The organism is Streptomyces sp. NBC_01465, assembly GCF_036227325.1.
Taxonomy (GTDB): domain Bacteria; phylum Actinomycetota; class Actinomycetes; order Streptomycetales; family Streptomycetaceae; genus Streptomyces.
Window position 1 is genome coordinate 6066946 of the sequence record NZ_CP109467.1, and the last position, 14865, is coordinate 6081810.

General features: G+C 68.5%; 13 protein-coding genes and 1 pseudogene. 2 read left to right on the forward strand and 12 right to left on the reverse strand.

What is annotated here, in order from left to right; genetic code table 11:
- The first annotated feature begins 179 nt into the window (after positions 1 to 179).
- Positions 180 to 1778 carry a citramalate synthase gene (gene cimA, locus OG707_RS28675; RefSeq protein ID WP_329123308.1) on the forward strand — a complete coding sequence of 533 codons (1599 nt, stop codon included), beginning with the start codon at positions 180 to 182 and terminating at the stop codon, positions 1776 to 1778.
- A gap of 54 nt (positions 1779 to 1832) precedes the next feature.
- Here cimA and OG707_RS28680 read toward each other — a convergent pair whose 3' ends face one another.
- The 10 genes and pseudogenes from OG707_RS28680 to OG707_RS28725 all read right to left on the reverse strand — a co-directional run bounded on the left by OG707_RS28680 (position 1833) and on the right by OG707_RS28725 (position 11868).
- Positions 1833 to 3419, reverse strand: a complete 1587-nt coding sequence (locus tag OG707_RS28680; protein WP_329123310.1) for a glycoside hydrolase family 13 protein — start codon at positions 3417 to 3419, stop codon at positions 1833 to 1835.
- A 54-nt stretch (positions 3420 to 3473) separates the two neighbouring features.
- The gene (locus OG707_RS28685; protein WP_329123312.1) at positions 3474 to 5978 is read right to left on the reverse strand and encodes a CBM35 domain-containing protein; all 2505 of its coding nucleotides are present in this window, start codon (positions 5976 to 5978) and stop codon (positions 3474 to 3476) included.
- 45 nt (positions 5979 to 6023) lie between these two features.
- Positions 6024 to 6917 carry a carbohydrate ABC transporter permease gene (locus tag OG707_RS28690; RefSeq protein ID WP_329123314.1) on the reverse strand — a complete coding sequence of 298 codons (894 nt, stop codon included), beginning with the start codon at positions 6915 to 6917 and terminating at the stop codon, positions 6024 to 6026.
- A gap of 15 nt (positions 6918 to 6932) precedes the next feature.
- A complete protein-coding gene (locus OG707_RS28695; protein ID WP_329123316.1) occupies positions 6933 to 7886 on the reverse strand; it encodes a carbohydrate ABC transporter permease in 954 nt (317 codons plus the stop codon).
- Positions 7887 to 7981: 95 nt separating this feature from the next.
- A complete protein-coding gene (locus OG707_RS28700) occupies positions 7982 to 9355 on the reverse strand; it encodes an ABC transporter substrate-binding protein (protein WP_443071415.1) in 1374 nt (457 codons plus the stop codon).
- A gap of 111 nt (positions 9356 to 9466) precedes the next feature.
- Positions 9467 to 10480, reverse strand: a complete 1014-nt coding sequence (locus tag OG707_RS28705) for a LacI family DNA-binding transcriptional regulator (RefSeq protein ID WP_329123319.1) — start codon at positions 10478 to 10480, stop codon at positions 9467 to 9469.
- 150 nt (positions 10481 to 10630) lie between these two features.
- A complete protein-coding gene (locus OG707_RS28710) occupies positions 10631 to 10891 on the reverse strand; it encodes a hypothetical protein (RefSeq protein WP_329123321.1) in 261 nt (86 codons plus the stop codon).
- Entirely contained in the window at positions 10888 to 11235 is a 348-nt protein-coding gene (locus tag OG707_RS28715; protein ID WP_329123323.1) for a DUF6247 family protein, read from the reverse strand. Before OG707_RS28715 ends, OG707_RS28710 begins: the two co-directional genes overlap by 4 nt.
- Positions 11236 to 11371: 136 nt before the next feature.
- Positions 11372 to 11458: pseudogene (locus tag OG707_RS28720) on the reverse strand (GNAT family N-acetyltransferase); the annotation flags it as partial.
- 101 nt (positions 11459 to 11559) lie between these two features.
- Positions 11560 to 11868: a hypothetical protein gene (locus tag OG707_RS28725; RefSeq protein ID WP_329123325.1), complete on the reverse strand. Its 309-nt coding sequence runs from the start codon at positions 11866 to 11868 to the stop codon at positions 11560 to 11562.
- Positions 11869 to 12038: 170 nt separating this feature from the next.
- On the opposite strand from OG707_RS28725, the gene OG707_RS28730 reads away from it, so the two are divergent.
- Entirely contained in the window at positions 12039 to 12251 is a 213-nt protein-coding gene (locus OG707_RS28730; protein ID WP_329123327.1) for a DUF397 domain-containing protein, read from the forward strand.
- Here the strand turns inward: OG707_RS28730 and OG707_RS28735 are convergent, their stop codons facing one another.
- Positions 12252 to 12695 carry a hypothetical protein gene (locus OG707_RS28735; protein ID WP_329123329.1) on the reverse strand — a complete coding sequence of 148 codons (444 nt, stop codon included), beginning with the start codon at positions 12693 to 12695 and terminating at the stop codon, positions 12252 to 12254.
- A 266-nt stretch (positions 12696 to 12961) separates the two neighbouring features.
- Positions 12962 to 14845 (reverse strand): ricin-type beta-trefoil lectin domain protein, encoded by a 1884-nt coding sequence (locus OG707_RS28740; RefSeq protein ID WP_329123331.1) that lies wholly within the window; start codon positions 14843 to 14845, stop codon positions 12962 to 12964.
- Positions 14846 to 14865 lie beyond the last annotated feature (20 nt).

Below are 14865 nucleotides of genomic sequence, written 5' to 3' on the forward strand. Positions count from 1 at the left end.
CGTACCACCATGTACGGCGCGGACATCGTGCCCCAGACCCGCGCGCTAACCCTTCGCACCCGCGAGGGGTTTTTTCGTTTCCAGGCCCCACCACGGCAAGGAGCGAGGCGCACGCGAAGATGGGGGCAAGTGGAGCCAGCCATTCCGGAGCCACTCACCCGACAGGAGTTCAGATCAGCATGAGCGGTAGCAGCAACGACAGTTTCCATGTCTTCGACACGACGCTGCGCGACGGCGCGCAGCGCGAGGGCATCAACCTCACCGTCGCGGACAAGCTGACCATTGCCCGGCACCTGGACGACTTCGGCGTGGGCTTCATCGAGGGCGGCTGGCCCGGCGCCAACCCGCGCGACACCGAGTTCTTCGCGCGGGCGCAGCAGGAGATCGACTTCAAGCACGCCCAGCTGGTCGCCTTCGGCGCCACCCGCCGCGCGAACTCCCAGGCGGCGGAAGACCCGCAGGTCGCAGCCCTCCTCGACTCGGGCGCCCCGGTGATCACGCTGGTCGCCAAGTCCCACGACCGCCATGTCGAACTGGCCCTGCGCACCACCCTGGACGAGAACCTCGCCATGGTCCGCGACACGGTCTCGTACCTCGTCTCCAAGGGCCGCCGGGTCTTCGTCGACTGCGAGCATTTCTTCGACGGCTACAAGGCGAACCCGGAGTACGCGAAGTCCGTCGTCCGCGCCGCCTCCGAGGCGGGCGCCGACGTCGTCATCCTCTGCGACACCAACGGAGGGATGCTCCCCGCCCAGGTCAGCGCGATCGTCTCGACGGTCCTCGCCGACACGGGCGCGCGCCTGGGCATGCACGCGCAGGACGACACGGGCTGCGCGGTCGCCAACACCCTGGCCGCCGTGGACGCGGGCGCGACGCACGTCCAGTGCACGGCGAACGGCTACGGCGAGCGCGTCGGCAACGCCAACCTCTTCCCGGTGGTCGCCGCCCTGGAACTCAAGTACGGCAAGACCGTCATCCCGCCGGGCGCGCTCGCCGAGATGACCCGCATCTCCCACGCGATCGCCGAGGTCGTCAACCTCACGCCCTCCACGCACCAGCCGTACGTGGGCGTCTCCGCGTTCGCGCACAAGGCGGGCCTGCACGCCTCCGCGATCAAGGTCGACCCGGACCTCTACCAGCACACGGACCCGGCCCTGGTCGGCAACCACATGCGGATGCTGGTCTCCGACATGGCGGGCCGCGCCTCGATCGAGCTCAAGGCCAAGGAGCTGGGCATCGAGCTGGGCGGCGACCGCGAGCTGGTCGGCCGGGTCGTGGGAAGGGTCAAGGAGCGTGAGCTGCAGGGCTACACGTACGAGGCGGCGGACGCCTCCTTCGAGCTCCTGCTCCGCAAGGAGGTCGAGGGCCGCGCGCTGTCGTACTTCCGTATCGAGTCGTGGCGCGCGATCGTCGAGGACCGCCCCGACGGCACGCACGCCAACGAGGCGACGGTGAAGCTCTGGGCCAAGGGCGAGCGCATCGTGGCGACGGCGGAGGGCAACGGCCCGGTCAACGCGCTGGACCGGGCGCTGCGGGTGGGCCTGGAGCGGATCTACCCCGAGCTCGCGCAACTGGAGCTGACGGACTACAAGGTCCGCATCCTGGAGGGCAAGTACGGCACGGACTCGACGACCCGCGTACTGATCACGACGAGCGACGGCCGGGGTGAATGGGCGACGGTCGGCGTGGCGGAGAACGTGATCGCGGCGTCGTGGCAGTCCCTGGAGGACGCGTACACGTACGGGCTGCTGCGGGCGGGCGTCGAGCCGGCGGAGTGACGGACGCAGGTGCGGGCGTACGCGGATCGCGCACGCCCGCACCCGGTGATCTCGTCAGAGGCTGAGCCAGACCGCCGTGTCCGTGGGGACCGTGCCGTCCGGGAGGGGGCCGCTTGCCAGCAATACCGTTGCGTCCTTGGGGAGTTCGAGGGGGAGCTCGCCCAGGTTGACCAGGCAGCGGAAGCCGCCTTCGCGGTCGAAGCAGACCGTGTCGGGGCCTGCCTCCGTCCAGGTCAGCTCCTCCGGGAGGTTCTGGAGGCGGGCTCGGCGCAGGGCCAGGGCCTCGCGGTACAGGGTGAGGAACGAGGTCGGGTCCGTGAGTTGGGTCTCCGCCGTGATGCCTGCCCAGTCCTGCGGCTGCGGGAGCCAAGGGGACGCCGCCTCGGACGGGGAGAAGCCCAGGGACGGGGTCGACGGGCTCCAGGGGAGCGGGATGCGGCAGCCGTCTCGGCCCGGGTCCTTGCCCTGGGAGCGTACGAACGTCGGGTCCTGGCGCAGGGCGTCGGGGAGGTCTTGGACCTCCGGGAGGCCCAGTTCGTCGCCCTGGTAGATGTAGACACCGCCGGGGAGGGCGAGGGTGAGCAGCGCTGCTGCTCGGGCTCTTCGGCGGCCGAGGGCGATGTCGCTCGGGTCCGACAGGCGCTTGTCGCCCATGTCGAACGACGTGTCCGCCCGGCCGTAGCGCGTGACATGGCGGATCGTGTCGTGGTTGGAGAGGACCCAGGTCGGCGGGGCGCCCACCGGGGCGTGCGCTGCGAAGGTCGAGTTGATGACCTTGCGGAGCGACTGCGCGTCCCACGGGCAGCACAGGAAGTCGAAGTTGAACGCCGAGTGCAGCTCGTCGGGGCGCAGGTAGCGGGCGAACTGCTCCGCCTCCGGGAGCCAGACCTCACCCACGAACGTGCGGTCGCCGTCGTACGAGTCGAGGATCTTGCGCCAGGAGCGGTAGATGTCGTGGACCGCGTCGCAGTCCTGGTACGGGAGGTCCGTGACGTCCGGGGACGGGCCCACGTCCGGCAGGCCCGGCTTCTTCGCGAGGCCGTGTGCCACGTCGATGCGGAAACCGTCCACTCCGCGCCGCAGCCAGAAGTGCAGGATGTCCTCGAACTCGGCCCGGACCTCCGGGTGTTCCCAGTTCAGGTCCGGCTGTTCGGGGGCGAAGAGGTGCAGGTACCAGTCGCCGTCCGGCAGCCGCGTCCATGCGCTGCCGCCGAAGTACGACTGCCAGTCGTTGGGCGGCTCCTCCCCGCCCGACACGAACCAGAAGCGCTCGCGCGCCGCCGAGCCGGGTCCGGCGGAGAGGGCCTCCTGGAACCAGACGTGCTGGTCGGAGCAGTGGTTGGGGACGAGGTCGGTGATGACGCGGAGGCCGTGTTCGTGCGCCTCCGCGATCAGCTCCTCCGCCTCGGCCAGTGTGCCGAACCGCGGATCGATGTCGCGGTAGTCCGCGACGTCGTATCCGCCGTCGGCCAGCGGTGAGGTGTTCCAGGGGGTGAACCACAGGGCGTCCACGCCGAGTTCGCGCAGGTACGGCAGCCGGTCGCGGACTCCCGCGAGGTCGCCCGTGCCGTCGCCGTTGGCGTCGGCGAAGCTCCGTACGTAGATCTGGTAGATCGCGGCGTGCCGCCACCAGTGGGTCACGAGGACTCCTTGCTCATAGTGCTGGGTGTGCTGGAAGGGCCGGGTGGCGTGGTGCTACCAGCCGCTGTTGCCCGCGCCCCGGGTGACCGCGAAGCCGCCCGCGAGGCTGAGGCCGCCGGCGGAGGCGCCGGTGACGGTCACGCCGGTGAAGGTGCCGGATCCGGCGGAGTTGATCTCGATGCCGTACGAGCCTGCCGTGGTGATCTTGGTGTTCTTCACCGTGAGGCTGCTGACGTTCTTCTGCCAGGTCACCAGGAGGCCGCTGTACGTGCTGTCGAGGATGTCGTTGTCCTGGAGGAGGACCGGTGCGGTGATGTCGGAGGAGTCCGCGTACACCCACAGGGCGCCGAGCTTGCTCGCCCAGTTCGGCTCGTAACCTCCGGTCCGCTGAAGGGTGTTGCGCTGGACGGAGGTCGTGCCCGAGAAGGGAACGGGGGCGAAGCGGCTGCTCACCGCGATGCCGGAGGCTCCGGTGACCGTGTCGGAGACGATGTTGTCCTCGATGCGGTTGCCGTTGCCGCCGTAGATCGCCGCCGCGTTGGCGAGGAGCGGTGACTGGACGGTGTCGAAGCGGAAGGCGCTGTTGGTGACCGCCTGGCCCTCGGAGAACATCGCGAGGCCGTCGTCGCCGGTGTTGCGTACGGACGTGTTCCAGAGCTCGGTGTCGGTGGTGCCCTTGTGCAGGTTGACGCCGTCGGCGAAGGTGTCGCGGATCCGCAGGCCGGTCGCGTACAGACCCTTGGTCGGGGCGTCGATCCACAGGCCGACCTTGGTGTGCTCGATCCAGACGTTCTGGATCGTCGAGCCGCTGCCGAAGTCGCCCTCGACCGCGGTGTCGAAGTTCGCGTCGTCGCGGTACGAGACATCACCCTCGATGCCCAGGTCCTGGACCGTGCTGGTGCCGCCCTGGCCGAAGAGTCCGCCCTTGCCGTTGCTGCCGCGCAGGATCGTGGACCACTCGCCGGCGCCACGGAAGGCGAGGCCGGTGAGGTTGATGTGACCGGAGATGTTGTACGTACCGGCGGGCAGCCAGAGGCCCTTGCCCTGCGACTTCGCGCTGGAGACCGCTGAGTTGAGGGACGCCGTGTCGTCGCCGCCGTCGCCGGGCGTGACGCCGAGCGAGGTCGCGGAGACGAAGCCGGTGGACGGCATCGTCCGGTCGGCCGCGACCGGCTCCGTCTCGATGAGGTCGAGGGTGTACGAGGCCGCGGTGTCGTCCGCGTCCTTCTGGAATTTGAGGACCGTTCCGGCGGGAAGTGTGGAGCCCAGCTTGATGTGCGTCTCGTCGTAGAAGTGGTGGGGCGAGCCCTGGGACGGGGTGTTGGTGTAGGGGTAACTCCCGTACACCCAGCTGTACTTGGAGGTCAGGTCCAGATTGCGGAGCTGGCTGCCGCCCGAGTAGAGGCTGAGTGTTTTGGCGTCCCCGGTGCCGGCTGCGTTGTCCGGGATCGAGTAGCGAAGGGTCAGGGCGTTGGCGGGGCGGGTGAGCGTGATCTGGACGTACTCGCCGGTCGCGTCGAGTACGACCGCCTTGCGGCCCGAGGACTCGGACGCGACGGTGAGGTACGTGCGGTCGGGACCGGTGGCGGACGCGTTGGTGGAGCCGCTCTCCGCCTCGTACGCCGTGTACGGGACGGTCGCGCCACGGGTCGCGTTCGGGGTGGAGCCCGTGACCGTGATGCCGTCGAGGGAGAGGTTGCCGTTGTCGCCCGACTCGGTGCGCAGCGTCAGGGTGTTGAGGTTCGCGCGCAGCGGGACATCGGTGGTGGCCGTGGTCCAGGCGCCCGAGGTGCCGGGGAGCGAGAGGGTGCGGACCTTGTCTCCGTTGGCGGTCAGGGTGATCGACGCGGCGGAGGAGCCAGCGGTGCGGTAGCGCACCACCAGGGGGTACGTAGCCGCGGAGGGGGCGCTGACCGAGAAGACGGCGCGGGCTCCGGAGGTCGTGAACCCGGTGAGGTACCCGCTGCCCTCGTAGCCCGCGGCCGTGGTCGCCTTGGCCGCTCCGCCGGAGAAGTACGCGTCCTCGGCCTGGTGGGTGAGCGTCGTCGGGCCCGACGGGGAGGGCGTCGTGGGGGTGAGGTTGTCGAGGTTGACGTTGCCGCTGTCGGCCGTGGTGAAGGTCAGGGCGACCGTGTTGGCGCCCTTCGCGAAGGTCACCGGCTCGTCGTGGGTGGTCCAGGTGTCCCAGTTCGCAGTCGGGGCCAGGCTGATCTGGCGGACCTTGGTCCCGTTGACGTAGAGGCTGAGCGTCATGGTTGCGGTGGTGCCGTTCGCGTACCGCACGCTGACCGAGCCCCCACCCGCCTCGGCGGACGTGATGGCGAACGCGGTCGAGGCGTTGCCCTTGTTGGTGTCGGTGTAGCCGCCGACGAAGCCGGTGCCGGTGTAGCCGGGGTGCTCGGTGGAGACGGTGGCGCCGCCGGAGAGCTGGGCCGCTTCGGCTTCGAGGGCGGTGGCGGCGGCGCGCGCGGTCGGTCCGTACGCGACGAAGGCGCACACGAGGGCGAGGAGGAGGGGCAGGAGGGGTATGAGACGTCTTCTGGGGCGTGCTGGAGACACGGCGGTGTGTCCTTCCATGGGGGGAGAAAAAGCGGGGGGTGCAGGTCAGCCCTTGAGGCTGCCTGCTGTGAGGCCCGCGATGATGTGCCGCTGGAAGACCAGGAAGAGGACGAGCAGCGGGATGCTCGCCATGACCATTCCTGCCAGGAGTTGGTTGGCCGGCATGTCCTCGGACAGGGCGTTCAGCGCCACGGTGATGGGGCGGCGCGCCGGGTCGGGGAGGACGAGCATCGGCCAGAGGAAGTCCTTCCAGACGCCGACGACCGCGAAGATCGAGACGACGGCGAGGACCGGGCGCGACAGCGGGAGGACCACGGAGACGAGGACCCTGAGGGTGCCCGCGCCGTCGATCCGGGCGGAGTCGAGGAGTTCGGTGGGGATCTGGTCGAAGAACCGCTTGAGGATGAAGATGTTGAACGCGTTGGCGGCGGCCGGCAGCCAGACCGCCCACGGGCTGTTGATCAGGTTGAGGTGGACGAGCGGCACGTCCACGACGGTCAGATACGTGGGGACCAGGAGCGCCGAGACCGGGAGCATCAGGGTGGCCAGCATCATGCCGAGGACCACATTGCCCAGGACGGGGCGGAGCTTGGAGAGCGCGTACGCCGCCGAGACGTCCACGACCAGCTGGAACAGCAGGGCGCCGAAGGCCAGGATCAGTGTGTTCAGGAAGTAGTGGCCGATCCCGACGCTCGACCAGGCCTCTGAATAGGCCTCGGGGTGAAGGGACTTGGGGAGCAGGGTCGGGTTCGGGTCGGCGAGTTCGCTGGAGGACTTCAGGGCTCCGGAGGCCATCCAGTACAGGGGGAAGACGAACGCGATCGTGAAGCCGACGAGCGTCGAGCCGAGGACGAAGCGGTAGAGGATCCGGCCGGTACGGCGGGTCATTTCGGTGGGCGCGATGAGCGTGCGCTCGGAGGTGGAGGATGCGGCAGCCATGGGGGTCGGTTCCTCTCAGCCCTTGGTCCGGGTCAGGCGCAGATAGACGCCGGCGAAGAGGCCGAGCACGACGAAGAGCAGGGTGCTCATGGCGCTGGCCAGGCCGAAGTCGTTGTAGACGAAGGCGTATCGGTACAGCAGAAGCAGGACGGTGACGGTGGCGTCGTTGGGGCCGCCGCCCGTGAGCACGAAGGGTTCGACGAAGACCTGCATCGTCCCGATGACCTGCAGCAGGAGCGTGATCATGAGGATGAAGCGCATCTGCGGGAGGGTGACGTGCCACAGCCGCTGCCGTACGGACGCGCCGTCGAGCTCCGCAGCCTCGTACAGCTCGCCGGGAATCCCGCCGAGCGCGGCCAGGTAGATCAGCGTCGTCGTGCCCATGTTGGCCCAGGTGGAGACCAGGACCAGCGAGATCATCGCGAGGTTCTCCGACTCCAGCCACTGCAGGGCGGGGAGGTGGAAGACGCCGAGTGCCTTGTTGAAGAGGCCGGGGCCCGGGTCGTAGAACCAGCGCCACAGCAGCATGGTGACGATCGGAGGCAGCATCACCGGCAGATACACGGTCATACGGAGGTACGCGCGGCCGTGGCGCAGCTCGTTGAGGACCACGGCGGTGAAGAAGGGCGCGGCGAAGCCGAAGACGAGGGCGAGCAGGGTGAAGTAGCCGGTGTTCTTCCAGGCGGTGAGGAAGAGCGGGTCGTCGAAGAGCCGCCGGAAGTTGTCCAGGCCGACCCAGCGGGCCGGTTCGGCGAAGGTCACCTGCTGGAAGCCGAGCAACACACCGCGCACGATCGGGTACCAGGAGAACGCGGCGAACAGGACGACGCCCGCACCGAGGAAGAGATACGCGACGAGGTTCTCGCGGATGCGGCGCGCGAGGCGGCCGGGTGCGGCGGGCGTCTTCGTTGCCTTCGTGGTGTCGTGCGAGGTCAACACCGGGGCTGGGCTGAGGTCTTGAGCCGTCATGAGGGTGTGCTTCCTGCTGTGGCCGGGGGGGTGGTGAGCCGGGGGCGGCGGCGAGCGGGGCAGTGCTGCGGACCGCCCCCGGCCGGTCTCTCAGGTCACTTCACCGTGGCGAGCACGGAGTCGACCTTCTTCGACGCGTCCTTGAGGAGCTGGTCGATGTCCGCGTCCTTCTTGGTGAGGACGGACTGCATGACGCCGTCGAGGATCGTGTAGATCTGCTGGGCGTTGGGCGGCTCGACCTTCGTCTGGACCTGGGAGTTGCGGTCGATGAAGGGCTTGTAGTTGCCGACCGGGGTGTTGGCGTACTTGGCCCGGATCTCGTCGATCTTCGCCTGCGTCGCACCGGCGAAGAGGCGGGGCTGCGGCAGCCCGATGGGCACACCGTCGGCCTTCGCCCGCGCGCTGTCGACTGCGTCGCGCTCGGGGCTGCGCAGGTACTTCCACTGGACCCAGGTCAGCCCGGCCTTGATCTTCTCGGGCGAGGCCTTGGGGTTGAACATGAAGCCGTCGCCGCCGCCGAGGGTCGCCGTGCCGGGGAGCGCGGCCAGCCCGTAGTCGTCGTACTTCCGCTCGAACTGCTTGACGATGGTGGGGATGTTGTCGGGTCCCGCCATGTACATCCCGAGCTTGCCCGCGCCCATCATCTTCTGGACGTCGGCTATCTCCAGGAGCTGGCGGGTGCCCATGCTGTTGTCGGTCCAGCGCATGTCGTGGAGCATCTGCAGGGCCTTGTGCCCGGCGTCGCTGTCGAACGCGGCCTTCCACTTCGACCCGTCCTGCGTGGCGACGTCACCGCCCATGGAGTAGATCCATGAGGTGAGGTGCCAGCCGCCCTGGTTGTTCTTGCTGTAGTCGGCGTAGCCCACCGTGCTGTCGCCGAGCGCGCTGATCTTCTTGGCGGCGGTACGGACCTCGTCCCAGGTGGCGGGCGGGGCGTCGGGGTCGAGGCCGGCGCGCTTGAACAGGGCGCGGTTGTAGACGAGTCCGAGGGAGTAGTTGCCGGTGGGCAGCCCGTAGATCTTGCCGTCGGGGCCGGTGAAGACCTTCTGCAGCGAGGGGTCGATGTCCTTCGCGTACGGGACGTCCTTCACGTACTTGCTGATGTCGGCGGCCTGGCGGCGCTGAATGAGACCGGCCGGGTCGGTGAAGTAGACGTAGTACACGTCCTCCAGCTGGCCGCCCGCCAGCTTGGCCGAGAACGTCTTGGGGTCCATCAGGCCCTCACGGGCATCGATCTTGATCTTCGGGTGGCTCTTCTCGAAGGCGGCGACGTCCTCCTCGAAGTTCTTGCGGTCGACGGTCTGCGTCTTGGGCGGCAGCCCGTTGACGGAGATCGTCACCACACCGTTCTTGTCCACGCCGGACGAGTTGGACGCACCACCTCCGCAGGCGGTGAGCCCGAGTGCCAGAGCTCCGGTGACGAGGGAGCCGAGAACCTGACGTCTGCTGAAGCCGTGCATGCCATCCATGCGGACCGTGCCTTCCTGGGATCGACGGCGGGGCCGACGGACCCCGAGCGCTTGAACTGCGCTGAAGGTAGAAGCGCGTTACGCAAGAAGTCAATCAGTCTGCGCAAAAAATCAACCAGAGAAGTGCCGGGTGGTCGAACTGCGGACGATCAGCTCGGTGTCGAACATCATGAGCTCGTTTGCAACAGCATGGCCGTTGATCTGCTCTGCCAACGAGGCGACAACTGCCGTGGCCATGGCCTGGATCGGCTGCCGCGCGGTGGTCAGCGGAGGGTCGGTGGCCACCATGAACGGCGAATCGTCGAACCCGACGACGGACAGATCTTCGGGCACGCGCACCCCTTGCCGACGTGCTCCCCGCACGACTCCCAGCGCCAGCGCATCACTGGCGCAAACGACGGCGGTGACGCCTTCGGCGAGGAGCCGGGGGAGGGCGGTGGCGCCGCCCTCCATGGTGAAGAGCGCATGCGCGACGAGCCGGCGCCACTCGTCGGGGGAGATCCCGCGGCGGTTGCAGAACCCCGCATAGCCTGCGAGTTTACGAGCGGACGGCACATGCCCGAGGGGCCCGAGGACCATGCCGATGCGCTCGTGCCCGAGTGCGGAGAGGTGGTTGAGAGCCTGCTCGGCGGAGTGGGCGTCGTCGACCCGTACTTGCGAGACCCCGGTGTTCTCGTCGGCGGCGTTGAGCAGCACCATCGGCACCTTGCGCTCCCGCAGGACGCGACCGTGCTCGGGTCCGGCGTCCGCGTAACTGGCACCGACGAAGACGATGCCGCCGATGTTCTGCTCCAGGAGCATCTCGATGTAGTGCGCCTCCGAGACCCCGTCGGCGGTCCTGGTGCACAGGACGGGTATCAGCCCGCGCTTGTTGAGCAGCCCGCACAAGGCCTCGGCGAAGGCGGAGAAGATGGGATTCTGCAGGTCAGGAACTACGAGCCCGATGAGCGCGGCGCGCTGCCGCCGAAAGGACCGGGGCCGCTCGATCCCGCAGACGTCGAGCGCGCTGAGCACGGCGTCCCGGGTCGAACTCGCCACGTCAGGACTCTCGTTGAGGACCCGACTCACGGTCGCCTCACTGACACCCGCGTACTCGGCCACTTGCAGCAGTCGTCGTTTCGTCACGGGGGCCACTCTACAAAGGTCTACGCAAAAACAGAGATCAGTTACGCAAGAATCTGACTTCTTTTGGGGGTGGGGCGTACGGAGGTCGGGCGCGGGCACACGAAAGTGCGGAGACACGAAGGTGCCTCCGCAGCCGTAGGGCGTCCGGCCTCAGCCGTACCAGGTGATGTTGCAGACGTATACGCAGTCGTGCCGGGGCACGGCAAGGAAGCTGATGAATCCGCGCCCGCCGAGCAGGTCGAACTCGCGCAGGCCGCCTTCGCGGTCGATGGGCCTACCTACCTTGAGGGAGTCACGCCCCAACGCAGCAAGCTCGGTCGCCAGGCGCTCGACTTCCGCTACGACTCCGGGCGGCAGGCCCTCGGTGAGGTACTCCGCGCTGGGGTTGTAGTCCCAGGTCCAGTCGGTCACAGACCTGCCTCTGCCTCGGCCGCTTCCCGGATCTGCCGGATCTCGGTGATCGCGGCCGTCGGATCCTGCTCACCCGAATCCACAATCCGCTCCAGCTCGCGCAACCGCGCCGCGCGTACAGGGTGGCGTTCGATCGCGATGAAGACGGCCCAGGAGTGGATGAAGGCTCGCAGCGGGGCGAGGCTCTGCGTCTGCTGGGCGTTCGTAGTCGCCTCGAAGAGGTGCTGGGTGAGCGCGGGAACCCGGCTCGGGGCGATACGGGAGACGGCTGCCCGCAGCGCGTCAGGGGTGAGCTCGGGCATGGGGATGAGCGGTCCGTACGGGCCGTCGGGCTGCGCGCTCACGGTGACCTCCGGTGCGGGCGGTTCGGTCCTCGTACGGTACAGGCGGAGTCACCGGTGCGGCGTGGGGACGGGGCAGGTCCATCGACGGAGGGGTTCCGTACCGCTCGGGCCGGACCCGGAGAGGCGTCCGGCGTCCTCAGAGAGGCCGGCGCATACAGATCCTCGGCCAGCGGTCCAGGCCGCGCGCTGCTTCGGTCTCGCGAAGTTTCCTCAGACCGGGGGAGCGTTCGGGCATAGGGATGAGCGCTCATGGTGACCTGCGGTGCGGGCGGTTCGGTCTTCTGGTCTCAAGGTCCAGAAGCAGCGATGTCGGGCACGCGGAGATCAGGAAAGCTCCTGCCACTCAATCGAGTCGCGGATGCGAGCAACATCGGCGTCGCTCAGCGCGGCGCCGGTTACGAAGATGATCCAGCGCCAAGGGCCGTCATCCCACTGATGGGCACTGACGGGAGTCTCCGGATCGTCCTCCGGTGTCCAGGCAAGGCCAGGCCAGCCGTACTCGTATGGGGCGTCAGAGGCCGGCTGGCGCACCAGAACACCGGACGCATTGGAGGGATCAGCGTGCGCGGGCTCGATGTCCAAGACGATCAAACCGCTGTCCGGGTCACCGTCGCGAAGGCCGATCACATCCACGGGCCACGGCCACCACGTTGGGACCGGCGCGGGAAACGGCTCCCGTCCATAGCGGGCACGCCATCGCCGGTACCGTTCCTCGGCCTGCTGGTCGGCAACCTCGCCGGGGTCTTGCATACTCGCCGTCATCCCCGCGCGAGCGGGTGCCGTTGGCGAACTCGACGTCAATCTTGAGCATCGACACCTCCTCCACCGGCGGCGCCAGCGAGTTGGAGTGGTTCAAGAGCAGCTACAGCACCAACGATGGCCCCGACTGCGTCGAGATCGCCGCCGCGACCGGCACCGTCCATGTCCGTGACTCCAAGAACGCGGACGGCGCCCGGCTCGCCTTTACAGCCGGCTCCTGGTCCGCCTTCGCGACGTACGCCGCCTCCGCGAAGTAGTCAGCACTTCTTGCGGACGAGGCGGGCGAAGTCCTCCTCGCTCATGGCGCGGCCGTCCGCCCAGACCTGGCCGTGCTGCAGAGTCGCGAGGTCGGCGGCGGTGAAGTCGACGTGGGCCGTGTAGTCCGCTCCCTGGCCGGGGACGCGGAAACTCAGTGTGTACGTACGGTCCTGGCGGAGTTCCTGCGGGCCGGTGGCCTGCGCGTGCCAGGCGGCTGGGGGCGCGAAGACGGGAATCTTCGTGACTCCGACGGGTTCGGTTGGGGTCGCCTGCCAGCCAGTGTGCTCGTCTGCGGCGTAGGCAGCCGATTCCGCGGCCGACGCCGAGGCGGACGCGGCGGGGTCGGTGGCGGCCTCCTCCGCCTCCCAGGCGGAAGCCCACGCGTCGGAGTAGCTGGTGAGCTCAACCCAGCTGGTGCGATCGTCCCCACAAGGGGAGATCATGGCCACCGGCTTCCCTGACCCGTCCAACTCGATTGCTACAAGCGGGCGTTCCGGAGGAGTGCACCCCGTGAGCGCCGCCGCACCCAGCGCCACAACTGCCGCTGCACATGCCCTGCGCTTCATGGGCCCCCTCCCACCGCGGAGTGTATGAGGCGGGCGGACCGCTGAGTGTGTTCGTGCGATTGCGGTTTGGAATCGGGTACGTCGCCGGTCTGTGCGCTCCACCTCGGACGGGTGGGGCGCACCGACCGCAAGCGATATGCGCGCTAGCCGAGATGCCACTTCTGGTTGGCGGCACCGGTGCACGTCCAGATCTGGGCCCGGGCGCCGTTCGCCGACGAGTTGTCCGTGACGTCGAGGCACTTGTTCGCCGCCGTGTTCACCACGTCCCCCGTCGTCGCGTTGTACGTCCACTGTTGTGCGCCCGTGCCGTTGCAGTCGTACAGCTGGACCTTTGCCCCGTTGGCTGTTGAAGCCGACGTGACGTCCAGGCACTTGCCCAGCGCCTTCACCGTCGAGTCCGTGCCCACCGTCCACTGCTGCGCCGCGCTGCCGTTGCAGTCGTAGAGCTGGACCGCCGCGCCGTTCGCCGACGAACCGCCCGCCACGTCCAGGCACTTGCCGCCCAGGCCCGTGAGGGCGCCCGTCGTGCCCGAGCCGCCGCCCGTGCCCTGCGTGCCCGACCAGGTGAAGGTGGCTGACGTCTTGCCGGGGAGGGAGTACGTGGCGTGCTGGCCGCCCCAGTTGATCGTGACCGTCTTCGCCGCCGAGGCGTCGTTGTACGCGATCAGCGCCTTCGAGCCGTCCGTGTTGCGCCACGCCACGTTGGGGACGTTCGTGCTCGCTGTCGAGGAGACGCGGCTCGCGCCCGGGCGGACGAACTTCGTGAGGTGGCCCATCGTGTAGTACTCGATGTTGTAGTCCACCGTGCCGCTCGCGCCGTCACCGTTGTGGACCGTGATCAGGCCCGTGCAGGTGCCGCAACCGCCGTTGTGCGGGCCCATGTTCTGGTCCACGGCCAGGGACCACTTCGTCACCGACTTTGCCCAGTTGCGGGTGTAATCGATGATGTTGCTCATGTCCTCGCGCTGCTGGTTGGCGATCCAGGTGCCGCCGGAGTGCTCCGTGCCGAAGGCGTCCAGGGACGGGTACTGGTTGTGGACGCTCGTCTGCTTCGCGATGTCGCCGCCATAGCCGTGCCAGGCGATCCCGCCGAAGTTCGGGTGCGCGCGGACCGCCGCGTCGTCGACCGTGGGGGCCGCGTACGCGTCGTACGTGTCCCAGTTCCAGTCCAGGGCCAGGACCTTCGTGGAGAGGCCCGCCGCCTGGAGCTTGGGAAGGAGCTCCGACTTGGTGAAATACGCCAGGCCCGAGCCGTTCCAGCTCATCGACGGGTAGCCGCCGCAGCACGTCGGCTCGTTCTGGGCGGTGACGTAGTTGATCGGGACGCCCTGGTCCCGGTACGCCTGGAGGTACTTCACGAAGTAGTTCGCGTACGCGCCGTAGTCCTCCGACTTGAGCCAGCCGCCGTTGAGTGATCCGCTGTCCTTCATCCACGCCGGCGCCGTCCACGGGGATGCCATCGTCGTGAGCGACGGGTTGATCTGCTGGGCCTGTTTCGTCAGCGGGAGTACGTCCGCCAGATCGTGTGCGATCGAAAAGTTCGCGAGGTTCGGGTCGGTCGCGCCCGATGCCACGTCGTCGTACGTGTAGCCGAAGCGCGCCAGGTCCGAGGCGCCCATCGGGTTGCGGAGAAACGACAGGCCGATGCCGTTCGTGGGGGAGAAGAGCTTCTGCATCGTGGCGTCGCGGGTCGCCTGCGAGAGCGCCCCGCTGCTCTTCATCAGCCAGGCCGCCGTGTCCGTGAAGGACGCGCCGCCGCCGGTGAACGTCTGGTAGCGGGTGTTCTCGTCGACCGTGATGTTCTCGCCGGAACCGCCGCTGCCCGACTGGAAGCTGATCGGGGTCTGCTGCTGGAGGCCGCGGGTGACATGGCGGCCGCCGGAGTCGTCCGTGGTCGTCAGCCAGATGTTCACCGGTTCGTTCGCCGCCGACGCGCTGCTCGTGGAGATCGCCGTGAGGCCGGCGGTGGCCAGCGCTCCGGCCAGCAGGATCCGGGTCAGCCGCCCGGACGGTCTTGCTCTGTTCATGACAGACGCTCCTCTGGCAG